Here is a 26594-nt window from a genome sequence, read left to right on the forward strand (position 1 = left end):
AGGTGTGATCACGTACCTGGTGAACCGCGACGGCGGCGCACCCTCGGTGCTCCGCGACGCCGGGACGGGCGTCGTGTGGTTCGTGGTCGGGCTGCTGCTGATCTGGGCGCTGCCCGACGCGGGGATCGCCTGGTCCGGCGCGGGGTCAGGAGGGGCGACACCGGCGTCGCTGCTGTTCATGGGGGTGGGCTGCGCCGCGTCGGTGCTGCGCCGGATCGCGGTGCCCGCCGGGCTGCTGGTCGGCACGGCGGCCGTGGTCGCGGGCCCCGTCCTGGAAGGCCGGACCGAGATCGGGACCGTGCTCGTGTTCACCGACCTGCTCTACTGCGCCGTGGTGTTCCCGCCGTGGCGCACCGCACGGGCGGTCGCCGTCGCTGCCGGTGGGGTCGCCACCGTCCTGGGCGTCGTGGCACTGCTGACCACGGGCATGCGCACCGGCACCTACGCGGTGCTCAACCTGACGCTCGTCGTCGGGCTCCCACTGGTCTGGGGGCTGGAGGTGCGCCGGTTCCGGGACCTGGCGGCCGTCGAGCGGGAGCGGGCCGCCGCGGTGGAGCAGACAGCGGCCCGGGAGCGGGACGCCGCCGTCGCCGCGGAGCGGGCCCGGATGGCCCGCGACCTGCACGACGTCGTCGCCGGTCGGCTGTCGGCGATCGCGCTGCAGTCCGAGGCGGCGCTGCAGCCCGGCGCCGACCCGGCGTTGGTCCGGCAGGTGCTGGGGACGGTGCGGTCCTCCGGTGTCGCCGCGCTCGGGGAGATGCGCACGATGATCGGGCTGCTGCGCGACGGCGACACGGCCGACCCGCCCGGGGCGCCCGCCCGGCTGTCCGAGGTCGACGCGCTGCTCGACGAGGCCCGCGCCGCCGGCCTGTCCCCCGTCCTGCACGACGAGCGCGGCGCGGACCCGCTGCCCGCCCCGGTCGACCTCGCCGGGTACCGCATCGTGCAGGAGTCGCTGACCAACGCCGCGAAGCACGCACCCGGCTCGCAGGTGACGGTGCGCCTGAGCCTCCACTCCGATGCCCCGGGCCGGCTGCTCGTTGAGGTCCGCAACGGCCCCGGGCGGCGCCCCGCGGCGGCTCCGGGGCTGCACGGCGGCACCGGCCTCGACGGCCTGCGCGAGCGCGCCCGTGCCGTCGGAGGGACCCTGCACGCTGGCCCCGACGGCGACGGCTGGCTGGTCCGGGCCGATCTGCCACTGGCCGCCGTCGCCCCGGACACCGACGTGGTGGCGCGATGACCGTGCGGGTGGTCGTCGCCGACGACCAGGAGGCGGTCCGCACGGGGCTGGTGCTGATCCTGGGCTCGGCCCCGGACATCGACGTCGTCGCCGAAGTGGCCGACGGGCTCTCGGCCGTGCGGGCGGCCGCGGAGCACCGGCCCGACGTGGTGCTGATGGACATCCGGATGCCCGGCATCGACGGCATCGAGGCGACGCGGCGGATCCTCGCCGGGGGCGGGCCGACCCAGGTCCTGGTGCTGACCACGTTCGACCTCGACGAGCTCGTCGACGGCGCGCTCGCGGCCGGGGCTGCCGGGTTCCTGCTGAAGTCGGTCGACGCGACCCGGCTGACCGACGGCGTGCGGGCCGTGGCCCGCGGCGAGGGAGTGCTGGCACCGGAGGTGACCCGGCGGGTGATCCGCCGCTACGCGGGGGCGCCGCGGCCGTCGTCGGTACCGGGGCTGGAGACGCTCACCGCGCGCGAGACCGACGTGCTCGCCGGGCTGGGCCGCGGGCTGTCCAACGCCGAGCTGTCCGCGGAGCTGGTCATCTCGGAGGGGACGACGAAGACGCACGTGTCCCGAGTCCTGGCGAAGCTGGGCCTGCGCTCCCGCACCCAGGCCGCGATCGCCGCCCAGGAGGCCGGGCTCGTGTGAGCCCGGCCCCCGGTGCTCGGTCGGCGGGGTGGCTCAGCCCTGGCCGCGCGCCGTCTCGAGCGCGCGCCGGGTCAGCACCTGCACCAGGTGGGTGCGGTACGCGACCGACCCGTGGGTGTCGGCCGGCGGCTCGGTGCCCTCGGCGGCCAGCGCGGCCGCCTCGGCGACCGAGCGCCCGTCGGCGAGGGCCTGCTCGGTCGCGGACGCCCGCAGCGCGGTCGACCCCATGTTGACCAGGCCTATCCGGTCACCGGACACCGCGACGGCGACGATGGCCCAGTCGTTGCTGCGCCGGGTGAACTTCTCGTACGCCCAGCCCTGGTCACCGCAGCGCGGGATCCGGATCTCGACGATCAGCTCGTCGGGCTCGCGGACAGTGGTGAACACGCCGGTGTAGAACTCGCCGATCGGCACCGAGCGCTTCCCGCGCGGCCCCTGCAGGACGACGGTGGCGTCCAGCGCGAGCAGCGCGGCGGGCAGGTCCGCGGCCGGGTCGGCGTGCGCGACGGTGCCGCCGAGCGTGCCGCGGGCCCGGATCTGCGGGTCACCGACGGTGCGGGCGACCGCTCCGAGCAGCGGCACCTCGGCCGCGACCTCGGCGGAGTCGACCACGTCGCGGTGCTTGGTGCCCGCACCGACGGCGAGCTCGTCGCCCTCGACACGGATGTAGGACAGCTCCGGGAGCCTGCCGATGTCGATCAGGAACTCCGGCGCGCCGAGGCGCACCTTCATGACCGGGATCAGCGAGTGGCCGCCGGCCAGGACGCTGGCGTCCTCGCCCTTCTCGGCGAGCAGCGCGATGGCGTCGTCGAGGGTGTCCGGGCGGGCGTAGTCGAACGCGAGGGGGATCATGCGCCGGCCTCCCCGCGGGAGAAGCCGGGCGCGGTACGCAGCGCGTCGGACTCGGCCTCGGCCTTCTGCGCGGCGTCCGGGTCCTTCCCCGCGGCGACGAGCACCGCGCGCACGATGTTGTGGTAGCCCGTGCAGCGGCAGAGGTTGCCCTCCAGGCCCTCGCGGACCTTCCGCTCGTCCAGGTCGTCGTCGTGGCTGATCAGCGACACCGCGGACATGACCATGCCCGGGGTGCAGAAGCCGCACTGCAGCCCGTGCTCGGACCGGAACGCCGCGGTGACCGGGTGCTCGGGGCGGCCCTCGGCGGCGCCGTCGAGCCCCTCCATGGTGGTGACCGACTGCTGGTCGGCCTGCACCGACAGCACGGTGCACGACTTGACCGCGTCCCCGTCGAGCAGCACGGTGCACGCGCCGCACGACGTGGTGTCGCAGCCGATGTTGGTGGCCTTCAGCCCGACGGTCTCCCGCAGGTAGTGCGCGAGCAGCTGACGGGGCTCCACGTCGGCACTGGTGGGCTCACCGTTGACGGTGATCTCGACCTTCACTTGGAGGCCTCCTGGATGGCTTCCCAGACCCGCATCGGGGTCAGGGGCATGTCGATGTGCGTGACGCCGAGGTGGGACAGGGCGTCGATGACCGCGCTCTGGGTGGCGGGGGTGGAGCCGATCGTCCCGGCCTCGCCGATGCCCTTGTAGCCCATCGGGTTGACCGGCGTCGGGGTCGTCATCTCGACCAGGTCGAAGCTGGGCAGCTCGGCGGCCGACGGGATGCCGTAGTCGGCGAAGGTGCCGGTGAGCGGCTGCCCCTCCTCGTCGTAGATGACCTCCTCGAGCAGCGCCTGCGCGATGCCCTGGGCGATCCCGCCGTGCCGCTGACCGTCGCAGAGCAGCGGGTTGAGGATGGGTCCGGCGTCGTCGACGGCGACGATCTTCTCGACCGTCACCTTGCCGGACTCGGTGTCCACCTCGACGACGCAGACGTGCGCGCCGAACGGGAAGGTCGGCTTCTTGCCGTCCCAGGTCGTGTCGACCTTGAGCTGCTCGGAGGCGGCCAGCTCGGCCAGGGTCACCGACTTCGCGCCGGGGACGCCCCTGACGGTGATCGCGGCGTGCTCGGGGTCGAGCTCCAGGTCGTCCACGCCCGCCTCGAGCAGCTCCGCGGCGCGCTGCTTGGCCAGGTCGACCAGCTCGGCCGAGGCCTGGTGCACCGCGACGCCACCGGTCTGCAGCGAGCGCGACCCCATGGTGCCGCCGCCGCGCGGGACGAGGTCGGTGTCGCCGTGCTTGACGGTGATCTTCTCGATCGGGACGCCGAGCTGGTCGGACGCGAGCATCGCCCACGCCGTGGCGTGGCCCTGCCCGTGCGGGGACGTGCCGGTCAGCACGGTCACCGAGCCGTCCGGGTGCACCTCCACCGACGCGTCCTCGGCGAACGCACCGCCACCGGTGATCTCGACGTAGGAGGAGACGCCGATGCCGAGCTGGCGGGCGTCGCCGGACTCCCGGCGGGCCTTCTGCTCGGCGCGCAGCCCGGCGTAGCCGGACTTCTCCAGGGCCAGGTCGATGGCCTTGGCGTACTCGCCGGAGTCGTACTCGACCCCGCCCTTGGTCTGGAACGGGAACTTGTCCGGGGCGACCACGTTCAGCTTGCGGACCTCCGCCGGGTCCTTGCCGATCTCGGCGGCGAACAGGTCCATCGCCCGCTCGATCGCCGCGGTCGCCTCCGGTCGCCCGGCGCCGCGGTAGGCGGCGATCGAGGTCGTGTTGGTGACGACGGTGCGCGCGCGGGAGTCGACGTTCGCGATGTCGTAGGTGCCGGGCGCCATCATGCGGGTGAACATCGGCAGGAAGGTCCCGAGGCGCGGGTAGGCGCCCAGGTCCTGCACGACGTCGATCCGGTAGTGGGTGACCCGGCCCTCACGGGTGCCGCCGATCGTGACGGTCTGGCGCTGGGCGCGGCCCTGCACCATGCCGGTCATGTTCTCCGAGCGGGACTCGTTCCAGCGGACCGGGCGGCCCTGCCGGCGTGCGAGCCAGGCGACGAGACCGAACTCCGGGTCCGAGCCGATCTTCGCGCCGAAGCCGCCGCCGACGTCGGGGAGCACGACCCGCACCTTGTCCTTGTCCAGGCCCAGCCAGCCGGCGATCTCGTCGCGGCCGCCCTGGGCGTTCTGGTTGGACATGTAGACGGTGACGTGGTCGCCGTCCCAGACGGCACTGGCGGCGCGGGTCTCCAGCGGGGCCGCGGCCAGCCGCTGGTTCACCAGGTCCCGGGAGACGACGACCTCGCAGCCGTCGAAGAACGTGGCGTCCTGCTCCTCGTCGTGCCCGTAGGCGGCCGCGGTGTTGGTCCCGGCCTCGGGGAACAGCAGGGTCTCGTCACGGACCGCGGCCAGCGGGTCGATCACGACGTCGAGGGGCTCGTACTCGACGTCGACCAGCTCGGCCGCGTCCTCACCCTGGTAGAACTCCTCGGTGAGGACCGCCGCGACCGGCTCGCCGACGAACCGCACGCGGTCGGTGGCGAGGAACGGGCGGGTCATGGCCTTGTTGGCGCCCGGGAACAGCAGCGCCGGGGCGATGTCGAGGTCGGCCCCGGTGACGACGGCGACGACGCCGGGCGACGCGAGCGCCGCCGAGGTGTCGATCGAGGTGATCGTCGCGTGGGCCAGCGGGGAGCGGACGAGCGTCAGGTGCAACGCCCCGGTCAGCCGCTCCTCGGTCAGGTCGTCGGTGTAGGTCGCGCCGCGCGTGAGGAAGACCGGATCCTCGGTGCGGACGACGCGGGTGCCCAAGATGCTCATCGCGCGGAAGCGTATACACCTCCACCGGCAAGTGCGATGCAGACCACAGCGACCGATCCCCAGGTCAGGGCACCCTTCGCGGAGCGACGCGCGAGTCGGGATCCGCATCTGCGGCCCGCCGGGGCCCGGTCGTTCCCGACCTCGGATTTGTTGAGATCGCATCCATCTCGCATCCAAGGGGGTGCGCAGGGTCAGTCGTCCTCCTCCCACCACGGCCGCACGGCCCACAGCGGGGACACCGGGCCGTGCCCGGCGCCCAGCGGGTAGGCGTGCCGGACCGCCTCGACGATGTAGCGCTTCCCGAAGCGCACCGCCGCCTCCAGCTCCATCCCGCGGGCGAGCCCGGACGCGATCGCGGCGGCCAGGGAGTCCCCGCCGCCGTGGGTGTGGCCGGTGTCGAAACGCGGGCCGGGCAGCTCGACGACCGTGTCGCCGTCGTAGAGGAGGTCCAGGCAGCCGTCGGTGTCCTCGGCGAGGTGGCCGCCCTTCACCAGGACCGCGCGCGGGCCGAGCGCGTGCAGCGCCTTCGCCGCGGCGTACTGGCCCGCGCGGTCGTGGACGTCGTGCTCGACGAGCAGCCGGATCTCGTCGAGGTTCGGTGTGACCAGCGTGGCCCGCGGGAACAGCGTGTGCCGGTAGGCGTCCAGCGCCTCGGCGGCCAGCAGCGGGTCCCCGTGCATCGAGGCCGCGACCGGGTCGACGACCAGCGGCGTGGCCCGACCGGCGCCGATGTCGCATCCGTCGCAGGCCCGCGCGACGGTCTCGATGATCTCGGCGTTCGCGAGCATCCCGGTCTTCGCGGCCTGCAGCCCGATGTCGGAGGCGACCGTGGCGATCTGCCCGGCGATCGTCTCGACCGGGACGGTGTGCACGCCGGTGACCCCGACCGAGTTCTGCACGGTCACCGCACAGACGGCGAGGCAGCCGTGCACCCCGCAGGCGGCGAAGGTGCGCAGGTCCGCGGCGATGCCCGCGCCACCGCCCGAGTCGGTGCCCGCGATCGTCATGACCCGGGGCGGGGTGGTGCCGACGGTGGGCTCCATGGACGTGTCCTCCCTGGCCGGCATTACCCGGCCGGTACGCGGTCGGCGACGCCGGTCCCGGTGGGACCCGGCCGCCCTCTCAGCCCGCCTGTTCCGCGAGCTCCCGCGTCGTGCGTGGTCGCCGACGACGGTAGACGGTGCCGGGGCCGCGGGTGGGATCCCGCGGCCCCGGCGGGGCACGCCCCGGTCCGGTGCCTCAGTCCGCGGTGGCGATCGGCAGGTACACCCGGCCGCCCTCGTCGCGGAACTCCCCGGACTTCTCCGCCATCCCGGCCTCGATCGCCTCGACGCTGGTCAGCCCGTGCGCCTCGGCGTAGTCGCGGACGTCCTGGGTGATCCGCATCGAGCAGAACTTCGGCCCGCACATCGAGCAGAAGTGCGCCGTCTTCGCGGGCTCGGCCGGCAGCGTCTCGTCGTGGTAGGCGGTCGCGGTGTCCGGGTCGAGCGAGAGCGCGAACTGGTCGCGCCAGCGGAACTCGAACCGCGCCGCCGACAGCGCGTCGTCGCGGGCCTGGGCGTGCGGGTGGCCCTTGGCCAGGTCCGCGGCGTGCGCGGCGATCTTGTAGCTGATCACCCCGACCTTGACGTCGTCGCGGTTCGGCAGCCCCAGGTGTTCCTTGGGCGTGACGTAGCAGAGCATCGCGGTCCCGGCCTCGGCGATGCGGGCGGCGCCGATCGCGGAGGTGATGTGGTCGTAGCCGGGCGCGATGTCGGTGGCCAGCGGGCCGAGGGTGTAGAACGGCGCCTCGTCGCACCACTCCTCCTCCAGCCGCACGTTCTCGACGATCTTGTCCATCGGGACGTGGCCGGGGCCCTCGATCATGACCTGCACGTCGTACCCGCGCGCGATCCGCGTCAGCTCGCCGAGGGTGGCGAGCTCGGCGAGCTGGGCCTCGTCGTTGGCGTCGGCGATCGAGCCGGGGCGCAGGCCGTCGCCGAGGGAGAACGTGACGTCGTAGCGGCGGAGGATCTCGCACAGCTCGGCGAAGTGGGTGTACAGGAACGACTCGGTGTGGTGCGCCAGGCACCACGCCGCCATGATCGAGCCGCCGCGGGAGACGATCCCGGTGACCCGCTTGGCGGTCAGCGGGACGTGCCGCAGCAGCACCCCGGCGTGCACGGTCATGTAGTCCACGCCCTGCTCGCACTGCTCGAGCACGGTGTCGCGGTAGATCTCCCAGCTCAGCGCGGCCGGGTCCCCGTTGCACTTCTCCAGGGCCTGGTAGATCGGCACGGTGCCGATCGGGACCGGGGAGTTGCGCAGGATCCACTCGCGCGTCTCGTGGATGTCCTTGCCGGTGGACAGGTCCATCACGGTGTCGGCGCCCCACCGGGTCGCCCACACCATCTTCTCCACCTCCTCGGCGATCGAGGAGCTCACCGCGGAGTTGCCGATGTTGGCGTTGACCTTGGTGAGGAACCGCTTGCCGATGATCATCGGCTCGCACTCGGGGTGGTTGCGGTTGGCCGGGATCACCGCGCGGCCGCGGGCGACCTCGGCGCGGACGAGCTCCGCGTCGCACCGCTCACGGACGGCGATGTAGGCCATCTCGGGGGTGACGATCCCGGCCCGTGCCCAGGACATCTGGGTCCCCGGCTCCCGCGACCCGACCCACGGCTCCCGCAGCCGGGGCAGCCCGGCGTGCAGGTCGACGGTCGCGTCGGAGTCGGTGTACGGGCCGGAGGTGTCGTAGACGTCGTGGTGCTCGCCGTTGGAGAGCGAGATCCGCCGGACCGGGACGGTGATGCCGTCCGGGCCCTCGATCCAGGCCTTGGCCGAGCCCTGGATCGGGCCGGTGGTGACCTGCTGCGGACGCACTGGTGCCGTTGTCATGACGGTCCTCCCTGGCCGGCATTACCCGGCCGGTTCTGCGGTCGGCGACCGGCGAGTCGCCCTCTCAGCCCCGCGCGACGGAGCTCCCGCGTGTTCAGTTGGTCGTGCACCGGCACCGTAGGCACCGTCCGGCGACGAACACCAGCCCCTCACCCGGCTGCGAGGAATGACCACCGGTGGTATCGGGTTCTCCACCGGTATGACGCAGAACGCTGAGCTCTCCCCGACCGACTGGGTCCGCGAGCAGACCGAGAAGATCCTCGAGAACGGCACCACCGAGGGCGTCACCGTCATGGACCGCCCGATCGTGCTGGTCACGACCACCGGCGCGAAGTCCGGCAAGAAGCGCTACGTGCCGGTGATGCGCGTCGAGCACGACGGTTCGTACGCGATGATCGCCTCCAAGGGCGGCACCCCGGAGCACCCGGCCTGGTACCACAACGTGGTCGCGAACCCGCAGGTCCAGGTCCAGGACGGCACGCAGACCGGCACGTTCGTGGCCCGCGAGGTCACCGGCGACGAGCGCCAGGAGTGGTGGGACCGCTCCGTCGAGGCCTACCCGCCCTACGCCGAGTACCAGGAGAAGACCTCCCGGGTCATCCCGGTGTTCGTGCTGGAGCCCGCGAACTGACCCACCGGGGCCACCCGCGCGCCCGACCCCCCGGTCCGGGCGCGCGGGTACGCGCTCACGCCGCGACGACGCCGTGCGCGGGCTCGATCCGCCCGGCGCGGCGCAACGGCCCCACCGACGCGAGCACCGCGACCGCGACCACCGCGACCGCCAGCCCGGCGAGCTGCCCCAGCGGCGGCACCGTGAGCGATCCGAGGCCGGACGCCGTCAGCGCCAGCAGGCCGTAAACACCTCCCAGCACGACGCCGAGCACCGCCGCGACCGCGCCGGCGAGCGCCGCCTCGATCGCGACCGCGCGCCGTGACGCGGCCCGCGACAGCCCGAGCGTGCGCAGCAACGCGATCTCCCGGGTCCGTTCGCTGACCGACAGCGCCAGGGTCACCCCGATCCCGACGACCGCCACCAGCAGCGTCACTCCGACCAGGCCCAGTCCGACCCCGCGGACGGCGCCGACCGTGGTCTCGGCCTGTTCGCGCAGCTCCGCGGTGAACGCGACCGGTGCGTCGCCCGCGGCCCGCACCACCGCGGTCCGCACGGCCACCGGGTCGACCCCCGGCGCCGGGTCGACGAGCACGAGGCTGTCGGCCTCCCGGGCGGTCAGCTCGGGCACGGCGTCGAGCCGGGCCGCGAGCGACGCGGCCTCGCCGGCGTCGGCGTACACGACGATGTCGGCCGGGTAGTCCCGTTCGAGGGACGCCGTGACGTCCGCCGAGGCGCCTGCCACGGCGACGAGCATCGCTGCGGTCAGCCCCACGCCCAGCGACAGCACCGTCGTCATCGCCGCGGTACGCCGCGACATCCGTCGCGCGTTGCCCACCGCGATCCGCCCCGGCGCCCACCGCGCGACGACCGGCGCCACCAGCGCCGCGGCGCCGGACACCACGAACGGCCCGGTCGCCACGAGCGCCGCGAACACCAGCATCCCGGACAGCGCAGCCAGCACCAGCCCGCCCAGCGGGCTCCCCATGGCGACGCCGGCGACGGCGAGCAGCACCGCCAGGACGAGCGAGACCGCGGCGAGCGACAGCCGCACCCGGGCCCGCGGCGCGCGTGCACCGCTCGCGTCCGCCGCGCCGAGCGCCACCACCGGCGGGGTCCGGCCGGCGGCGAGCGCCGGGGCCAGCGCTGCCAGCACCGTCACGACGACGGCGAGCAGCACGCATCCCGCGATCCGCCCCCACGGCACCACGAGCGCCGGGGCGTTCATCCCGGCCGCGCCCGCCGCCGCCAGGGCGACCCACCCGCCCGCGACGGCGACGGCTGCCCCGGCGACCCCCGCGACCAGCCCGGTGAGCGCCGCCTCGGCCAGCACCGACCGCACCACCTGCCCGCGGCCCGCACCGACGCAGCGCAGCAGCGCCAGCTCACGGGTGCGGCGGGCCAGCACGATCCGGAACGTCGAGGCGACCACCACGGCCGCGGCGACCAGCGCCAGCCCGACGAACACCGACAGCCCGGCCAGCAGCGCGTCCGCCGACGCCGAGGCCGACGCCAGGTCCTCGGTGCGCTGGTCGTCGGCGGTCCGGACCCCGGTGACGCCCGGGACGGCGGCGAGCGCGGTCGGGTCCGGCTTCCCGGCAACCGCGGTGCGGTAGGCGGACAGCCCGGCGGCGGCCGGGTCGTCGTCGCGGACGACGAGCGAGTCGATGCCCTCGGAACGGACCGGCACCACCCCGGTGACCGTCAGCGTGCGGTCGCCGAGGCCGACCGTGGCGCCGGGGGCGAGCCCGGTGCGCTCCGCGGTGCTCGCCCCGACCAGCGCCTCCCCCGGGCCGGCGGGCAGGCGACCGGCCGTCAGCGGCTCCAGCCCCTGCAGCGGCCCGGTCATCGGGTCGGTGCTCAGCAACCAGGTGCCGCTCGCGCCGCCCGCGACGACGGCGACCGCACCCGACCGGGAGGTCGACACCGCGGTCACCCCCGACAGCGCGCGCAGCCGGCCCTCCAGCTCCGTCGTGGCGGCCCCCGACGAGGTGTCGGTCTCCAGGGCGAACGTCGCGCCCGCGGGCACCGACGACGTGTTCCCCAGGAGGTCGGCGCGCAGGCTCGCCGTCAGCAGCACCGCCGCGGCGGCGAACACCGTCGCCACCAGCACGGCGAGCCCGGTCAGCAGCAGCTGACGCGGGCTGCGCCGGGCCCCGGCGACGGCCGCGCGGGTCGCCGGGTTCACCGGGCCACCGGACCGGTGATCGTGGCGTCGGCGATCGCGGGGGCGCCGGTGCCGGTGAGCGCGCCCATCGCGGACAGCACCCGGTCCGGGGTGGGCCGGTCCAGCCGGCCCGCGGCACGACCGTCGCGCAGCAGCAGCACCTGGTCCGACGCCGCGGCCGCCAGCGGGTCGTGGGTGACCATGACGACGGTCTGGCCGTAGTCGTCCACGCAGGCCCGCAGCAGGCCCAGCAGCTCACGCCCGGAACGGGTGTCGAGTGCGCCGGTCGGCTCGTCGGCGACGACGATCTCCGGGCGGCCCAGCAGCGCCCTGGCCACCGCGACGCGCTGGCGCTGCCCGCCGGACAGCTCCGAGGGCAGGTGGGTGAGCCGGTCACCGATGCCCAGCCGCTCGACGAGCTCGGCCCGCCACGCGTGGTTCGGCCGGCGCCCGGCCAGCGAGGCCGCGAGGTCGATGTTCTCGCCCGCGGTCAGGTGTGGCAGCAGGTTGCCGTCCTGGAAGACGAATCCCATCCGGTCACGCCGGACGCGGGTCAGCGCGGACTCGTTCAGGGCCCCCAGGTCGGTCTCGCCCAGCAGCACCTGCCCCGACGTCGGCCGGTCCAGACCGGCCAGGCAGTGCAGCAGCGTGGACTTGCCCGAGCCGCTCGGCCCCATCACCGCGGTGAACCGGCCCGCGGGCAGCCACAGCGTGACCCCGTCCAGCGCGCGGACCGCGGCCCGGCCGCTCCCGTAGGTGCGGACCAGGTTCACCGTCGCGGCGGCGATCCGCTCGGGCACGTCGGCCGGATTCCTCGAACCATGGATCATGGCGCTCACGGTGCCGTCGGGAGGGCGCCGGGGCATCAGCCCGTGGTACGGAGTTCACCGAGGGGTCGTCGTACTTCCGACCGAGGGCGACGGGCCACGGCGCGCCCTACCGTGATCACCATGAACGCCGGAACACGCCGCGGCCGGAACATCCTGGTCGGGCTCGAGCTGCTCGCCTACCTGTTCTGGGCGCTGTGCGACGCCGCCCTGGGCCTGAGCTCGGGCGTCCAGGTACCGAGCGGCGCGGTGTACGGCCTGCTCGTGGCGGGCGTCGTGCTCCTCCGGTACCGGACGGGCACCCGCCCGCTCCCCGTCGCGGCGATCGCGTTCGGGCTGTCCGTGTGCGGCTCGGTCGGGGCCCTGCTGACCGGCGGGATCCCGTTCCTGTCGCTGACCGAGCTGTTCGCACTGGCCGTGGTCACGGTGTCGACGGTGCGGACCGCACCGGTCCGGGCGGTGATCGTGACGGCGGCGGTGTCGCTGTGCGTCATCGTGAGCATGCCGCTGCTGCGCGTGCCGGGCATCGACCGCGAGGTGTTCGCCAGCCTGACCGTGGTCGGCTGGGCCGGCACGATGGTCGTCGCGACCGCGGCGCGCGAGCTGTGGCAGCGCCGCTCGGCCCGGCTCGCCCAGACCCGCAACGAGGAGCGGCTCGAGCTGGCCCGCGAGCTGCACGACACCGTCGCCCACCACGTCACCGCGATCGTGGTGGCGGCGCAGGCCGGCGTGGTGGTCGCGGGCAGCCGCCCGGAGGAGGCCGGCCGGGCCCTGGAGGCGATCGAGCGGGCCGGTGCCGAGGCCCTCGACGGGATGCGCCGCATGGTCGGCGTGCTGCGCTCGGGCGCCGGGGACGACACCGGGGACGGGGCCGTGCGCACCCCCGGACACGGCCTCGACGACATCGAGGACGTCGTCGCCCGCTTCGACCCCGACGGCGGCCGGGCCCGGCTGGAGATCGCACCCGAGGTGCGGACGGCCCGGCTCGGCCCGGCCGTCGCGGCGACCGCGTTCCGGGTGGTGCGCGAGGCACTGACCAACGTGCACCGGCACGCGCCCGGCGCGAGCAGGGTGTCGGTCGGCCTCCATCTGCAGGCGGGCAGGCTGGTGACCGTGGTGCACAACGACGGGACCGGGACGGAGAACCCGCTGCGCGACCCGGGCGGGTACGGGCTGGCGGGGATGCGGGAGCGGGTGGAGGCCCTCGGCGGGTCGCTGCACGCCGGGGCGGACGGCCCCGGCCGGTGGATCGTCGTCGCCGAGGTGCCGGCCGGGGACGGCCGGTGAACGCGATCCGGGTCCTGCTCGCCGACGACCAGGAGATGGTGCGCACCGGGTTCGGGCTGATCCTGTCCGCCGAGGACGGCATCGAGGTCGTCGGGGAGGCCGCCACCGGCACCGACGCCGTCGCCATGGCCCGCGAGCTGCGCCCGGACGTCGTGCTCATGGACGTCCGGATGCCGGGGATGGACGGGATCGCCGCGACCCGCGCGCTGACCGCGGACCCGGACCCGCCGCGGATCGTGGTGGTCACGACGTTCGACCTGGACGAGTACGTCTACGGTGCGCTGCGCTCGGGCGCCTGCGGGTTCCTGCTGAAGACGGCGGGCCCGCGGCTGCTCGTCGAGTCGGTCCGCGCCGCCGCGGCGGGCGACGCGCTGGTGTCGCCGTCGGTCACCGTGCGGCTGCTGGAGCGGCTGACCGAGCCGGAGCCGGCCCGCGCCGACGTCCACGCCACGCTCTCACCGCGCGAGCTGGAGGTCGTGAAGGCGGTCGCCCGCGGCCGGACGAATTCCGAGATCGCCGGGGACCTGTTCGTGTCGCTGTCGACGGTGAAGACCCACATCGCCAACATCGGGTCCAAGCTCGACGCCCGCAACCGGGTGGAGATCGCGGCGTGGGCCTGGGAGAACCGTCTGGTCGAGTAGCGCCGTTCAGACCCGGGCGGCGTTCCGGCCGACCGGGGTGAGCGGGCGGCGCTGCGCCGGGATCCGCAGCGGGGCGACGACGTCGCCGAGCGCCTCCGGGTACGCGGTGGGCGCGGCCGACAGCAGCGCGGGCACGTCGTCGTCGGGCAGCGGGACCTGCGCACCGAGCTGGGCGGCGCCGCGCTCGGACGCGCGGGCGTCCCACAGCTCGAACAGCGGCTGCGCGGCCATGACGAGCAGCACGGCGAGGACGGGGAGGACTGCGAGGATCGTGAGCACCATGGCGTCCACGATGCCCCCGGGGAGCACCCCGCCACATCGGTCGTGGGGCCGGTTCTCCCAGGTCGACCCCTAGTACCGGGGTATGACTCCCGGGGTCGACCCCGGGGTCATCCCCGGGGGACGTCCTCCGCCTCGACGGCCGACGGGTCCCAGGAGTCCGACGGCGAGCCCCAGCCGTTGCGCTTGAGCATCTTCTTCGCCGCGCGCTGGTGGCGGCCCATCAGCCGGTCCAGGTACAGACGCCCGTCGAGGTGGTCGGTCTCGTGCTGCATGCAGCGGGCGAAGAAGCCGCGCCCCTCGTACGACACGGGCTCGCCGTCGAGATCGGTGCCGGTCACCCGGGCCCACTCCGCCCGGCCGGTCGCGAAGTTCTCGCCGGGCACCGACAGGCAGCCCTCCTGGTCGTCGTCCGGGTCCGGCATGATCTCCGGGATCTCCGAGGTCTCCAGCACCGGGTTGACGACGAGCCCGCGGCGCATGGTGCGGGTCTCCTCGTCGGGGCAGTCGAAGACGAACAGCCGCAGGTCCACGCCCACCTGGTTGGCCGCGAGGCCGACGCCGTTCGCGGCCGCCATCGTCTCGAACATGTCCTCGACCAGCGTCCGGACCGAGTCGTCGACCGTGACGACGGGGCGGGTGGGGGTGTGGAGCACGGGGTCGCCGACCATGCGGATGCGCAGAACCGTCACCGGAGCAGCCTACGGTCGCCGCCGGAGGTGACCCGGCCGGGCGGTTTCGTTGTGGACCGACCCGCTCTCCAGGCGCGTCGCGGCCGGGGACCGTCGGTCCCCTGTGGTTGAATCCGCACCGCGAATGACAGACGTGTCGTTCGTCGTCGCGGTGCCCGGGCGGGGCCGCCGCAGTACGAGATCGTCGTCCGCTCGAGGAGCGTGATGGAGTCCGCCGGGTCCCTGCCGGAACGCCGCGGAGCGCACCGGCGCACCGCTGCCGTGTCCTCCCGCGAGCTCGACCGCCGCGAACGCGAGATCCTCGCGTTCGAGGCCCAGTGGTGGAAGTACGCGGGTGCCAAGGAGCAGGCGATCCGCGAGCTGTTCGACATGTCGGCCACCCGCTACTACCAGGTGCTGAACGCCCTGGTCGACAAGCCGGAGGCGCTGGCGGTGGACCCGCTGCTGGTCAAGCGCCTGCGCCGGCTGCGCTCCAGCAGGCAGCGCACCCGCGCCGCCCGTCGCCTCGGCCTCGAGCCCTGACAGCCAGGAGGTCACGATGACCGCACCCGCGTCCGGTGGGCAGTCACCGCTGAAGATCGCCGGTATCGCGCTGGTCGGCGTCGGTGTGGTCGCCGCTGTCGTCGGCCTGATCGGCCTCACCGGCGGCGGTGAGGACGGCGGCAACCAGGCCGCGCCTCCGTCGGCGTCGGCCGAGCCCGCCCCGGCCCCCGCTCCGGGGGACGGCACCGGCGACGGCGCCGTGCCCGGCACCGGCGCCACCCCCGCCCCGGGCACGCCCGGGGAGACCTCACCGTTCACCCCCGGAGCGCCCGGCACGCCGGGCTCCCCCGGGTACGAGGGCGCCGGCCCGGCCGTCGCCGCGCCGCCGCCCGCCGCGGGCTCCGGCCCCGGCTCCGCGGGCCAGGGCGGCTCCGGCTCCGCCGCCGGAGAGGGGTCCGCGGTCGTGGCCCGTCCGGTCGTGCGGATCTACAACAACTCGACCATCCGCGGTCTCGCCGAGAAGGCGGCCGGGGAGTTCCGTACCAACGGTTGGACCGTGTCCCAGGTGCAGAACTACTCCCAGGGCGTCATCCCGACCACGACCGTCTACTACCGGCAGGGCACCACCGAGAAGGCCGCGGCCGAGGAGATCGCGAAGAAGTTCGGCATCCGTTCTGAGCCCCGCTTCGACGGCATCCAGGACGCGACGCCCGGCGTCATCGTCATCGTGACGCGGGACTTCTCCGCCGCCTGACCCGACCGACCGCAGCGGCCCCGGACGATCCGTCCGGGGCCGCTGCGCTGTTCAGGGGCCCGCTGTGCTGTTCCGAGGGTGCTGCGTCGATCCGGGGCGCAGCGCCGTTCCCGGGGTGCTGCGCCGTTCCAGGGGCGCTGCGCCGCCCCGGGCCGCGGCGACTCAGCCGTCGCTGCGGCGGCGGGCGTAGGCCTCCAGCTCGGCGACCTGCGCCGGGTCCAGCGACGCCCGCACGGTGCGACGTGCCGTCGCCAGGTGCGCCGCAGTCACCTCGCCCGCGTCGAGGGACTCCCGCATCGCGGTCAGTGCCGCCTCACGCAGCAGCGCCGCACAGTCCGCCGCCGAGTAACCGTCCAGTTCGGAGGCGAGCGCGTCGAGGTCGACGTCGTCGGCCAGCGGCACGTCGCGGCCCGCCGCGCGCAGGATGTCCGCCCGCGCGTCGGCATCCGGCGGCGGGACGAACACCAGCCGCTCCAGCCGGCCCGGGCGCAGCATCGCCGGGTCGATCAGCTCGGGCCGGTTGGTCGCCCCGACCACGACGACCTCGCGCAGCGGTGTGGCCCCGTCCAGCTCGGTCAGCAGCGCGGCGACGACGCGGTCGGCCACCCCGGCGTCGGTGGAGCCCCCGCGGCGCGGGGCGAGCGCGTCGACCTCGTCGAGGAAGATCAGTGCCGGAGCGGCCTCGGCCGCGCGGCGGAACAGCTCGCGGACCGCCCGCTCGGACTCGCCGACGTACTTGTCGAGCAGCTCGGCGCCCTTCACCGCGAACACGTTGAGGTCACCGGAGCCGGCGAGCGCACGCAGCAGGAACGTCTTGCCGCCGCCCGGCGGGCCGTAGAGCAGCACCCCGCGCGGGGCGTCGACCCCGAGCCGGGCGAACGAGTCCGGGTGGCGCAGCGGCCACAGCACCGCCTCGGTCAGGGCCGCCTTGACCTCGGTCATGTCGCCGACGTCGTCGAGGGTGAGCCCGCCGCTGCCGAGGGTGCCACCACCGGACAGCGAGATCGGGCGGACCGAGCCGACGGCGTCGAGCAGGTCGGACTGGTGGACCTGTTCGGTGGGCTCGGCGCCGCTGCCGCGCAGCGCCGCGCTCACCGCGGCCTCCCGGCGGACCGCGGCCAGGTCCGCGACGACGAAGCCGGGGGTGCGGGCGGCGACCGCGCCCAGGTCGACGTCGTCGGCACGGGGGACGTCGGCCAGCAGCCGCTCCAGCAGCGCACGCCGGGTCGCGGTGTCGGGCAGGCCGACCGACAGCTCGCGGTCCACCAGGTCGGGGGCCCGCAGCCGCGGGTCCAGCGCCTCCGGCTCGGCGCTGGTGACCACGAGCGCCGGCCCGCCGGGCGCGGTCGCCGCGCGCAGCTCGTCGAGGACCAGGGTGGCCAGCGGCGGCGGGTCGGCGGCGGGGAGCAGGGCGTGCGCGTCGTGCACCAGCAGCACCGCGGGGCCGTCGGCACCCGTCGCGCCGGACCCACCGGTGCGGGCCCGGGCGATCGCCGCCCGGACCCGCTCGGCCGCGGCGGCCGGCTCGACGGCGGCGACGGCCGGGGCGACGAGCTCCACGCAGCGCGCGCCCGCCGCCGCGGCCGCGCTGCGCACCAGGGTCGCCTTGCCCGCGCCCTCCGGCCCGGAGACGAGCACGCCGAGCCGGGCGTCGCCGCCGAGCCGGGTCAGCAGCTCCGGGCGGCGGAACATGAGCTCGAACCAGTCCAGCAGCCGGCGCGCGACGGCCTCGTTCGCGGCGAGGTCCTCCAGCGGCACCACCGGCTCGGTGGATCCGGCGGGCCCACCGGGCCCCTCCACGGCCCCCGGAGCGGCTCCCGCGGCAGCGGCCGAGGCTGTGGCGGTGGCCAGGGACGCAGGGGACCTGACGGGCCCGCCAGGGCCGGGGCCCCCGAGCGCAGCCGGGGCGGTGCCGCCGGTGTCCCCGGAATCCCCCGTGTCCCCGGTGTCCCGACCGCCCTGCCAGCCCACCACCGTCGACGGCGTCACCACCACCGGTCCGGCCGGATCGGCGACGGCGACGGTCAGCAGCTCAGAGGTCCACGTCCCGCCGACGGCCGCGGCCAGCGCACGACGCACCGAGCGGACGTCGGACCCGGCCGCCGGGGCGATGTCCTGCGGGAGCAGGGACACGGCGTCACCGCGTACCAGGACCTTCCCCATCAGGGCGAGTCGCAGCGTCGCCGGGGCGACCGTGGCGGTGGTCAGCGCGGACCCGACCAGGCGCACCTCCCGGGCCGCGGTGACCGGCGCCGGCGCGACGACGACGGTCGCACCGTCGGTCAGCCCGGCGTTGGAGAGGGTGACGTCGTCGAGCCGGGCCTGCCCGTGCGGGTCGCCCGGCGCACCGGCGACGGCGAGCGCCGCGGTGACCCGGGCCCCGGTGAGGGTCACCGCGTCCCAGGAGCGCAGGCCGAGCGCGGCGAGCACCTCGGGGTGCAGCCGGACGACACCACGGCGGGCGTCGGCGGCCGCGGGGGCCAGTCGGGCGACGAGCTCCAGCACGGGCGGTCCTCCGGAGGGTCGGGGTCAGCGACGGCGCAGGCCGAGGCGGCGGCCGGAACCGCGGGGCGCGGCGGCGACGCCCGGACCGCGCGGGTCCCGGACGGCGCGGGTGTCGCGCAGGCCGTCGCGGCGGGCCTCGCCCTCCGGGTCGAGCCGTCGCCGGACACCCCTGGCCACCGCCCCGGCCCGGCCGGCGACCCGGCGGCGCAGCGGCGGTCGCAGACCGAGCCGACGGGCGGACCGGGCCGCGCGGGCGACGGCGCGGCGCTGGCGGGTCGGCACGTCCCACGCCTCGGGGTGGCGCGAGAGCCAGCGGTAGCGGTAGGCCGTCCAGGGCAGGAGCAGCAGATAGGCGACCCCGGCGACGGCGATGCCGAGGAACGGGATCGTGATCAGGATCGCGACGACCGCGGCCACGCCGACCAGCAGCCAGCGGGTGGCGCGGGGCGAGACCCGGACCGTCTTGAGCGACAGCGTCGGGATGCGGCTGACCATGAGCCCGGCCGTGACCAGCGCCCAGACCCCGACCAGCGGCCGCTCCGACCACCAGCCCTGGCCGAAGTGCAGCCAGAGGTAGAGCGGGATGCCCGCGGTCAGCGCGGCCGCGGGGGCCGGGACGCCGACGAAGAACTCGCGGGCGAACGGCGGGGCGCTGTCGTCGTCGATCAGGGTGTTGAAACGTGCCAGGCGCAGCGCCATGCACACCGCGAACACCAGGGCCACGATCCAGCCGGCCCGGGTCCCCTCGAACGCCCAGATGTAGATGACCAGGGCGGGGGCGACGCCGAAGGACACCAGGTCGGCCAGCGAGTCGAGCTCGGCGCCGATCCGGCTGGACGCGTCGAGCAGCCGGGCCAGGCCACCGTCGAGGGCGTCGCAGAGCGCGGCCACGAGGATGGCGACGATCGCGAAGTCGAAGCGCGACTGGAGCGCGAAGTAGACCGCGGTCAGGCCCGCGCAGAGGTTGAGGACGGTGACCGCGTTGGGCAGCAGCCGCACGCCGGCCGGGTATCCGCCGGCGGGGCGGGACATCCCCACGACCTCAGCGCTCCGCCGCCTCGGCCACCAGGCCGAGCACGGTCTCCCCGCCCACGGTCCGCTGGCCGGGGCGGACCAGCGCGGTCGTCCCTGGCGGGAGGTAGGTGTCCACCCGCGACCCGAACCGGATGAGACCGAACCGCTCGCCCGCGGCGACCTCGTCGCCGTCGCGCAGGGCGCAGACGATCCGGCGGGCCAGCAGGCCGGCGATCTGCACGACCCCGACCCCGACACCGTCGGCGCGGACCACGGTGATCGCGTTGCGCTCGTTGTCCTCGCTGGCCTTGTCCAGGTCCGCCGACAGGAACGTGCCGGGCGTGTACTGGACCCGCGCGACGCGGCCGTGCACCGGCACCCACTGGACGTGCACGTCCAGCACGGTCAGGAAGATCGAGACCCGGGTGTGCGGGACGCGCGGCAGGTCGAGCTCGGCGGGCGGGACCGTCTCGGTCACGGTGGCGACCGTGCCGTCGGCGGGGGCCAGCACGGCGTCGGTGCGCAGCGGCGGGGTGCGGACGGGGTCGCGGAAGAACAGCGCGGTGGCCGCGGTGGCGAGCAGGCCCGGCAGGGTGCCGCGGCCGGTGAGGGCGCGCACTCCCGCCGCGGCGAGCGCCACACCGGCGACGATCGGACGGCCACCCGGGTGCATCGGGGGGATCGCGTCCCGGACCAGCCGGGCGATGTGGGTCGGGGAGGTCCCGGTTCCTTCGGCCATGGTGGGTCGTCGGCTCCTGATGCTCCGGTAGGGGATCACCAACGCTACGCGGGCACCACGGACGCCCGTCCGGCGGGACGACCGGGACACGCCGAGGATCCGGGGGTCCCCGTGCCGGGGTGCGACCGGTGGAACGATCGGCCGTTCGTGCCCGACGCCGTCCGCATGCGGTGCGCGATCCCGCGGGCCCGGTCGACGGCACAAAAAGGGCCGGGGCCGTCGTCCCCCGAGACGACGACCCCGGCCGTGGAACCGCTCGTCCGCTCCCCAGCGACGGGCGGTGGGTCTTGTGCTGTAAAGGGTCTACCCCTCCACAGCGGAAAGTATTCCTCTCCGACGACCGGCAGTCCAGATCACGACGGATGTCCGCCGTGATCTACCTCTTTCGGCCGAACGGACACCCTCCACGACGTCGCGCGCGGTGAGATCGTTGCCCCGGCTGCCCATGAAACAGCTCACACTTTCGGCGCAGCCGCACATCCGCGTGAGTGGCAGGCCCGTTGCACAGCGCAGTCCTGCTGGCGACACCCGGACGCCATGCCGGCCCGCTCGGCTCCGCAGGTCACCGTTCGGCGCGGCACACGCACGACCACCGACGTCGGGTCACGGGGCGTCGAGCAGCCAGACCGCGACCTGCTCGCCGTCGGCGACGGCGGTCGTGTCGGCGGGCAGGTCGATCAGGCAGTCGGCCCTGGCGAGCGCCGCGATCAGGTGCGACCCGGTGGATCCCACCTCCGACACGGTCCCGGCTGCGGCGTCGAGCAGGCCGCGCCGGAACTGGCGGCGCCCGGCGGGCGAGGAGAGCGCCCCGGACAGCCGCGCGGTCACCACCGGCCGCGCCGGCGCGGGATGGCCGACCGCCGCCCGGAGCGCGGGCCGGACGAACACCTCGAACGACACCTGCGAGCTCACCGGGTTCCCGGGCAGGGTGACCGTGGCGACCTCGACCCCGCCCAGCTCCAGCCGTCCGCAGCCCTGCGGGCCGCCGGGCTGCATCGCGACCTTGCCGAACTCCACGCCGTGGCCGGTCATGGCGTCCTTGACGACCTCGTAGGCGCCCGCGCTCACCCCGCCGGAGGTGAGGACCAGGTCCACGCCCTCGCCGACCCGCTCCGCGAGCACCGCCCGGAACCGCTCGACGTCGTCGGGGACGAAGGACAGCTGCTCGGCGGTCCCGCCGGCCTCCCGGACCGCGACGGCGAGCATCGTGCCGTTGGACTCGTAGATCTGCCCCGGCTCCAGCGCGCCGCCCGGGGCGACGAGCTCCGAGCCGGTGGACAGCACCAGCACGTGCGGGCGGCGGCGCACCGGCAGCTCAGCCCGGCCGACGGCGGCGGCGAGCCCGATCTGGGGGGCGGCCAGCACGGTCCCGGCCCGCAGCACGACGGCGCCGGCCGCCGCGTCCTCCCCCGCCCGGCGCACGAACGCGCCCACCTCGGGGGCCTCGGTGATCCGGACCCGCTCGACGCCGGCGTCGGTCCGCTCCACCGGCACGATCGCGTCGGCACCCGCGGGCACCGGGGCGCCCGTCATGATCCGGGCGACCGTGCCCGGCGCCAGCGCGGGGACGTCGGTGCGCCCGGCCGGGATGTCGGTCGACACCGCGAACTCCAGCGGCGCCCCGGGGGACGCGCCGGCCAGCTCGGCGGCGCGCACCGCGTAGCCGTCCATCGCGGAGTTGTCGAAGGGCGGCAGCGCGACGCCCGCCGTCAGGTCCTCGGCCAGCACCCGGCCGCTCGCCTCGGCCAGCGCGACCTGCTCGGTCCCGGTCGGCGGGAGCAGGGCCGCGACCGCCGCGGCATGCTCGGAGACGGTGCGCGGACCGGCCTGCGACCAGGTGCTCATGACCCCATCCTGCCCGCCCCCGCGCGAGGCCCGCAGCCGGGCGGGCCCGCTTGCACTCTCCACGGGCGAGTGCTAGAAACGGGCTCAGCATCCACTGGCACTCGTGTCCGTGGAGTGCCAAGGTCGGGTCGGTGAGTCCGGCGCAGGGTTGCCGGGCGTCCGTCGCGGGCACCGCATCCGATCACTCGACTCACCTCTATCGGAGGGCAACACCCCCATGGCGAAGCAGATCGCGTTCGACGAGGAGGCCCGTCGCGGCCTCGAGCGGGGCATGAACACCCTCGCCGACGCCGTCAAGGTGACGCTGGGCCCGAAGGGCCGCAACGTCGTGCTCGAGAAGAAGTGGGGCGCGCCGACCATCACCAACGATGGTGTGTCGATCGCCAAGGAGATCGAGCTCGAGGACTCCTGGGAGAAGATCGGCGCCGAGCTGGTGAAGGAGGTCGCCAAGAAGACCGACGACATCGCCGGTGACGGCACCACCACCGCCACCGTGCTGGCCCAGGCGCTGGTCCGTGAGGGCCTGCGCAACGTGGCCGCCGGCGCGAACCCGATGTCGCTCAAGCGCGGGATCGAGAAGGCCACCGAGGCCGTCTCCCAGGCGCTGCTGAAGTCGGCCAAGGAGATCGAGACCAAGGAGCAGATCGCTGCCACGGCCTCCATCTCGGCCGCCGACCCGCAGATCGGCGAGCTCATCGCCGAGGCGATGGACAAGGTCGGCAAGGAAGGCGTCATCACGGTCGAGGAGTCGCAGACCTTCGGGCTCGGGCTCGAGCTCACCGAGGGCATGCGCTTCGACAAGGGCTACATCTCGCCCTACTTCGTGACCGACGCCGAGCGCATGGAGGTCGAGCTCGAGGACCCGTACGTCCTCCTCGTCTCCTCCAAGATCTCGACCGTCAAGGACCTGCTCCCGCTGCTGGAGAAGGTCATGCAGTCGGGCAAGCCGCTGGCCATCATCGCCGAGGACGTCGAGGGCGAGGCCCTGGCCACCCTGGTCGTCAACAAGATCCGTGGCACCTTCAAGTCCGTCGCCGTCAAGGCCCCGGGCTTCGGTGACCGCCGCGAGGCGATGCTCGCCGACATGGCCATCCTGACCGGTGGCGAGGTCATCTCGGAGAAGGTCGGTCTCAAGCTCGACACCGCCGACCTGTCCCTGCTGGGCACCGCCCGCAAGGTCGTCGTGACCAAGGACGAGACGACCATCGTCGACGGCGCCGGTGACGCCGACCAGATCGCCGGCCGGGTCAACCAGATCCGCGCCGAGATCGACCGCACCGACTCCGACTACGACCGCGAGAAGCTCCAGGAGCGCCTCGCCAAGCTGGCCGGCGGCGTCGCCGTCATCAAGGCCGGCGCGGCGACCGAGGTCGAGCTCAAGGAGCGCAAGCACCGCATCGAGGACGCCGTCCGCAACGCGAAGGCGGCCGTCGAGGAGGGCATCGTCGCCGGCGGCGGCGTGGCGCTCATCCAGGCCGGTGCCGGCCTGTTCGAGGGCCTCGGCCTGGACGGTGACGAGGCCACCGGCGCGAACATCGTCAAGGTCGCGCTGGAGGCCCCGCTCAAGCAGATCGCGGTCAACGCCGGCCTCGAGGGCGGCGTCGTCGCGGAGAAGGTCCGCAACCTGCCCACCGGTGAGGGCCTCGACGCCGCCACCGGCGAGTACAAGGACCTCATCAAGGCCGGGATCATCGACCCCGCCAAGGTGACCCGCTCGGCGCTGCAGAACGCGGCCTCCATCGCGGCCCTGTTCCTCACCACCGAGGCGGTCATCGCCGACAAGCCGGAGAAGGGCGGCGGCGCCCCCGCCGACCCGACCGGTGGCATGGGCGGCATGGACTTCTGATCGGTCCTGCCTCACCAGGCACACAGCACCACCCCGCGGGGCGGTACCGGTTCGCCGGTGCCGCCCCGCGACGCGTCCGGGGGGCGCCCGTCGGGGGTCGCGGTCGGGGGTCGCGGTCACCCCAGCGCGGCGACGGCCGCGCGGGCCCGCTCCCGCAACGCCGTCAGCAGCTCCGGCGGGTCCAGCACCCGCACGTCCGGCAGGAGCGGCCACAGCGCCCGTCCGGCGTGGGCGAGGTCCCCGAACGCGGCGACCACCTCGGTCGTCCCGTCCCGGGTCCGCTCCTCCTCGACCGTGACGGCGGACAGCGCCTCCCGGCGGTCGGCGGGCAGCGCGAGCCGGACCCGGAGCCCGGGCCGCCGCGCCCGGAAGTTTTCGCGACGGCGCAGCCACAGCTCCTCCAGGTCGACGCCCTCGGGCCGGTGCGCGGCCTCGGCCAGCGGCTCGGCCTCCTCGATCCGCGACACCCGGTAGGTGCGGTCCTCCCCGTCGCGCAGCGCCAGCAGGTACCAGCGCCCCGCCGCCTGGACGAGCCCGACCGGGTCGACGACGCGCTCGGCGGCGGGCCCGGGCTCCGCCCCCGGCCGGGTCCCGGCCCGGTAGCGGATGCGGAGCCGGACCCCGCCGAACACCGCGCGCTGGACGGCGGTGAGCACGTCGGTGGTCGCGCCGTCGTCGGTGTCGCGCAGCCAGCCACCGCGCCGGACGAGTACCCGTCCGGCGGCGTCGGTGGCCTGCTCCCGGGCCGCGTCCGGCAGCGCGGCGACGATCTTGCGCATGGCCGAGGCGAACTCCGTGCCCAGCCCGAGCGCGCCGGGCGTCGACGTCGCGCCGGAGCCGAGCAGCGCGACCGCCTCCGCCGGGGTCAGGCCGGTGAGGTCGGTGGTAAAGCCCGGCAGCAGCGCGAAGCCGCCGTGCCTGCCGCGTTCGGCGTAGACGGGGATGCCCGCGGCGGACAGGGCCTCGACGTCGCGCAGCACGGTGCGCTCGGAGACCTCCAGCTCGCGGGCGAGCACGGCGGCGGTCGCCCGGCCGCGGTGACGCAGCAGGAGCACGAGGGACAGGAGCCGGTCGGCGCGCACGTCCCGGAGAGTGCCACGGAATCATGACAGGAGATGTCAGGTATCGCGGGCACGCTGACGCCCATGACGAACGCGACGCTCACCACCGACCCCCGTCCCGCCTACCTGGCCGCCCTCGACTGGGTCGCCGACCTCGCGAGGGCCGTCCCCGCGGACCGGATGGCCGACCCCACCCCCTGCGACGGCTTCGACGTCCGCACCCTGCTCGCGCACCTGGTCACGACGCTGCGCCGACCGGCGTCGATCGCCGCCGGGACCGACCCGCTGGCCCATCCGGTGGTCAGCGAGGACGTGCTCGACGACCCGGCGACCGCCTACGTCGCCGAGGCGGCGGCGCTGAAGGCCGTCTGGGCAGGCCCCGAGGGCGAGGCGCTGCTCGATCGGGTCGCGCGGCTGGCGTTCGGCGAGGTCCCGGCGCGGACCGCGCTGACCGTGTTCCTGAACGAGACGCTCGTGCACGGCTGGGACCTGGCCGTCGCGACCGGGCAGGACCCGGAGGCCGACCCGGACCTGGCGACGACGGCGCTCGCCACCGCCCGCGCGTTCCTGCCCGCCGAGCCGCGTGGCGGCCCGGTGCCGTTCGGGCCGGTCGTGGAGCACCGTCCGGAGGCGGGACCGACCGAACGGCTGGCCAACTGGTCGGGCCGGGTGTCGACGGGCTGGGTGACGACGGCCGGGTGACGACGGGCCGGGCGGGCCGACGGAGGGACTGAGCTCCCGGCACTGGCTCAGGCGGCGGGCGCGATCAGCCAGACGGCGAGGTACACCAGCGCTGCCGCGCCGCCGGTGAACAGGGTGAGGACGAGGACCGCGATGCGCAGCAGCGCGGGATCCACACCCAGGTCGGCGGCGAGACCACCGCAGACACCGCCGAGCATCCGGTCGGTGCTGCTGCGCCGGAGCCGGAACGCGGCGACGCGGTCGCCGATCCCGGGCGTCGCGGGCCGGGGCCCGGCGCCGGAGGGGCCTCCGGCAGGCGTGCCGGGGTGCGCGGACGGCCCGGGAGCGCCGGCCCCGAGGTCCCCGAACGGGCCGGGCCCGGCCGCGTCGGGGCCGGAGGCGGCGGGAGCGGCGGTGGGAGCGGGGGCAGGGGTCGCGCTCTCCTCGACCATCGGCACCCGGTCGGTGACCGGATCGGTCTCGGTGCGTCCGGTACCTCCGGCGTCGGGATCCGCGGCGATCCGGGCGGTCGGCTGCTCGTCGAACCCGGTGATCCCCGTGATCTCGGTGTTGCTCTCGGTGCTGATCTCGGTGCCGTTCTCGATGATCCCGGTGCCGCGCTCGGCGCTCTCGAAGGCGTCGGTCCCGGTCGACGCGGTACCGGTCGTGCTCGTGTTGTTCTCCATGGCTCCACGGTGTCGCCCGGGCGCCCGCCGGGACTCGGGACGAGCCCGGAGACCGACCCGGAACCGC

At 75.0% G+C, this 26594-nt stretch carries 24 protein-coding genes; 9 read left to right on the forward strand and 15 right to left on the reverse strand.

Annotated elements, in window-relative coordinates; all coding sequences use genetic code 11:
- Positions 1–4 precede the first annotated feature (4 nt).
- Together Ae331Ps2_RS07590 and Ae331Ps2_RS07595 are read left to right on the forward strand one after the other, a co-directional pair.
- On the forward strand, positions 5–1240 hold the full coding sequence (locus Ae331Ps2_RS07590) for a sensor histidine kinase (protein ID WP_083695323.1): 1236 nt from the start codon (positions 5–7) through the stop codon (positions 1238–1240).
- Positions 1237–1878, forward strand: a complete 642-nt coding sequence (locus Ae331Ps2_RS07595; protein ID WP_075309853.1) for a response regulator transcription factor — start codon at positions 1237–1239, stop codon at positions 1876–1878. Before Ae331Ps2_RS07590 ends, Ae331Ps2_RS07595 begins: the two co-directional genes overlap by 4 nt.
- Before the next feature lie 33 nt (positions 1879–1911).
- Here Ae331Ps2_RS07595 and Ae331Ps2_RS07600 read toward each other — a convergent pair whose 3' ends face one another.
- The 5 genes from Ae331Ps2_RS07600 to thiC all read right to left on the reverse strand — a co-directional run bounded on the left by Ae331Ps2_RS07600 (position 1912) and on the right by thiC (position 8410).
- Positions 1912–2730, reverse strand: coding sequence for a xanthine dehydrogenase family protein subunit M (locus tag Ae331Ps2_RS07600; RefSeq protein ID WP_075309851.1), 819 nt, complete (start codon positions 2728–2730; stop codon positions 1912–1914).
- Entirely contained in the window at positions 2727–3275 is a 549-nt protein-coding gene (locus Ae331Ps2_RS07605) for a (2Fe-2S)-binding protein (protein ID WP_075309849.1), read from the reverse strand. Before Ae331Ps2_RS07605 ends, Ae331Ps2_RS07600 begins: the two co-directional genes overlap by 4 nt.
- Positions 3272–5533: a xanthine dehydrogenase family protein molybdopterin-binding subunit gene (locus Ae331Ps2_RS07610; RefSeq protein WP_075309847.1), complete on the reverse strand. Its 2262-nt coding sequence runs from the start codon at positions 5531–5533 to the stop codon at positions 3272–3274. The genes Ae331Ps2_RS07605 and Ae331Ps2_RS07610 overlap by 4 nt, the downstream gene beginning before the upstream one ends.
- A gap of 191 nt (positions 5534–5724) precedes the next feature.
- The gene (gene thiD, locus Ae331Ps2_RS07615) at positions 5725–6576 is read right to left on the reverse strand and encodes a bifunctional hydroxymethylpyrimidine kinase/phosphomethylpyrimidine kinase (RefSeq protein WP_139318905.1); all 852 of its coding nucleotides are present in this window, start codon (positions 6574–6576) and stop codon (positions 5725–5727) included.
- Between the two features lie 196 nt (positions 6577–6772).
- Complete coding sequence (gene thiC, locus Ae331Ps2_RS07620) at positions 6773–8410, reverse strand: phosphomethylpyrimidine synthase ThiC (protein WP_075309843.1); 1638 nt, start codon at positions 8408–8410, stop codon at positions 6773–6775.
- 199 nt (positions 8411–8609) lie between these two features.
- Here thiC and Ae331Ps2_RS07625 point away from each other — a divergent pair, with 199 nt between their 5' ends.
- Positions 8610–9041 carry a nitroreductase family deazaflavin-dependent oxidoreductase gene (locus Ae331Ps2_RS07625; protein WP_075309841.1) on the forward strand — a complete coding sequence of 144 codons (432 nt, stop codon included), beginning with the start codon at positions 8610–8612 and terminating at the stop codon, positions 9039–9041.
- A 55-nt stretch (positions 9042–9096) separates the two neighbouring features.
- Here the strand turns inward: Ae331Ps2_RS07625 and Ae331Ps2_RS07630 are convergent, their stop codons facing one another.
- Both Ae331Ps2_RS07630 and Ae331Ps2_RS07635 read right to left on the reverse strand, forming a co-directional pair.
- A complete protein-coding gene (locus Ae331Ps2_RS07630) occupies positions 9097–11208 on the reverse strand; it encodes an FtsX-like permease family protein (protein ID WP_075309839.1) in 2112 nt (703 codons plus the stop codon).
- A complete protein-coding gene (locus tag Ae331Ps2_RS07635) occupies positions 11205–12053 on the reverse strand; it encodes an ABC transporter ATP-binding protein (RefSeq protein ID WP_083695324.1) in 849 nt (282 codons plus the stop codon). The genes Ae331Ps2_RS07630 and Ae331Ps2_RS07635 overlap by 4 nt, the downstream gene beginning before the upstream one ends.
- An 84-nt stretch (positions 12054–12137) precedes the next feature.
- Here Ae331Ps2_RS07635 and Ae331Ps2_RS07640 point away from each other — a divergent pair, with 84 nt between their 5' ends.
- Positions 12138–13301 carry a sensor histidine kinase gene (locus Ae331Ps2_RS07640; protein ID WP_158071542.1) on the forward strand — a complete coding sequence of 388 codons (1164 nt, stop codon included), beginning with the start codon at positions 12138–12140 and terminating at the stop codon, positions 13299–13301.
- Positions 13298–13942 carry a response regulator transcription factor gene (locus tag Ae331Ps2_RS07645; RefSeq protein WP_226361709.1) on the forward strand — a complete coding sequence of 215 codons (645 nt, stop codon included), beginning with the start codon at positions 13298–13300 and terminating at the stop codon, positions 13940–13942. The genes Ae331Ps2_RS07640 and Ae331Ps2_RS07645 overlap by 4 nt, the downstream gene beginning before the upstream one ends.
- A gap of 6 nt (positions 13943–13948) precedes the next feature.
- Here the strand turns inward: Ae331Ps2_RS07645 and Ae331Ps2_RS07650 are convergent, their stop codons facing one another.
- Positions 13949–14224, reverse strand: a complete 276-nt coding sequence (locus Ae331Ps2_RS07650) for a hypothetical protein (RefSeq protein WP_139318904.1) — start codon at positions 14222–14224, stop codon at positions 13949–13951.
- A gap of 107 nt (positions 14225–14331) precedes the next feature.
- Positions 14332–14913 (reverse strand): peptide deformylase, encoded by a 582-nt coding sequence (locus Ae331Ps2_RS07655; RefSeq protein WP_075309834.1) that lies wholly within the window; start codon positions 14911–14913, stop codon positions 14332–14334.
- Between the two features lie 204 nt (positions 14914–15117).
- Here Ae331Ps2_RS07655 and Ae331Ps2_RS07660 point away from each other — a divergent pair, with 204 nt between their 5' ends.
- Both Ae331Ps2_RS07660 and Ae331Ps2_RS07665 read left to right on the forward strand, forming a co-directional pair.
- Complete coding sequence (locus tag Ae331Ps2_RS07660) at positions 15118–15435, forward strand: DUF3263 domain-containing protein (protein WP_020622870.1); 318 nt, start codon at positions 15118–15120, stop codon at positions 15433–15435.
- Positions 15436–15451: 16 nt separating this feature from the next.
- Positions 15452–16150, forward strand: coding sequence for a LytR C-terminal domain-containing protein (locus tag Ae331Ps2_RS07665; RefSeq protein ID WP_075309832.1), 699 nt, complete (start codon positions 15452–15454; stop codon positions 16148–16150).
- Positions 16151–16312: 162 nt separating this feature from the next.
- Here the strand turns inward: Ae331Ps2_RS07665 and Ae331Ps2_RS07670 are convergent, their stop codons facing one another.
- The 4 genes from Ae331Ps2_RS07670 to glp form a co-directional block, all read right to left on the reverse strand.
- Positions 16313–18655: an AAA family ATPase gene (locus tag Ae331Ps2_RS07670; RefSeq protein ID WP_075309830.1), complete on the reverse strand. Its 2343-nt coding sequence runs from the start codon at positions 18653–18655 to the stop codon at positions 16313–16315.
- A 24-nt stretch (positions 18656–18679) separates the two neighbouring features.
- Entirely contained in the window at positions 18680–19687 is a 1008-nt protein-coding gene (gene pssA / locus Ae331Ps2_RS07675; protein WP_075309828.1) for a CDP-diacylglycerol--serine O-phosphatidyltransferase, read from the reverse strand.
- Positions 19688–19697: 10 nt separating this feature from the next.
- Entirely contained in the window at positions 19698–20408 is a 711-nt protein-coding gene (locus tag Ae331Ps2_RS07680) for a phosphatidylserine decarboxylase (RefSeq protein WP_020622655.1), read from the reverse strand.
- Positions 20409–21011: 603 nt separating this feature from the next.
- A complete protein-coding gene (glp, locus tag Ae331Ps2_RS07685) occupies positions 21012–22253 on the reverse strand; it encodes a gephyrin-like molybdotransferase Glp (protein ID WP_020622656.1) in 1242 nt (413 codons plus the stop codon).
- Positions 22254–22470: 217 nt separating this feature from the next.
- On the opposite strand from glp, the gene groL reads away from it, so the two are divergent.
- Entirely contained in the window at positions 22471–24099 is a 1629-nt protein-coding gene (groL, locus tag Ae331Ps2_RS07690) for a chaperonin GroEL (protein WP_075309826.1), read from the forward strand.
- A gap of 116 nt (positions 24100–24215) precedes the next feature.
- Here the strand turns inward: groL and Ae331Ps2_RS07695 are convergent, their stop codons facing one another.
- The gene (locus Ae331Ps2_RS07695) at positions 24216–25181 is read right to left on the reverse strand and encodes a YafY family protein (protein ID WP_075309824.1); all 966 of its coding nucleotides are present in this window, start codon (positions 25179–25181) and stop codon (positions 24216–24218) included.
- A gap of 63 nt (positions 25182–25244) precedes the next feature.
- Between Ae331Ps2_RS07695 and Ae331Ps2_RS07700 the strand changes: the two genes are divergently transcribed.
- On the forward strand, positions 25245–25862 hold the full coding sequence (locus tag Ae331Ps2_RS07700) for a TIGR03086 family metal-binding protein (protein ID WP_075309822.1): 618 nt from the start codon (positions 25245–25247) through the stop codon (positions 25860–25862).
- 47 nt (positions 25863–25909) lie between these two features.
- Here the strand turns inward: Ae331Ps2_RS07700 and Ae331Ps2_RS33095 are convergent, their stop codons facing one another.
- Positions 25910–26527: a PspC domain-containing protein gene (locus Ae331Ps2_RS33095; RefSeq protein WP_233147673.1), complete on the reverse strand. Its 618-nt coding sequence runs from the start codon at positions 26525–26527 to the stop codon at positions 25910–25912.
- Between the last annotated feature and the right edge of the window lie 67 nt (positions 26528–26594).

The organism is Pseudonocardia sp. Ae331_Ps2 (genome assembly GCF_001932405.1).
Lineage (GTDB): Bacteria > Actinomycetota > Actinomycetes > Mycobacteriales > Pseudonocardiaceae > Pseudonocardia.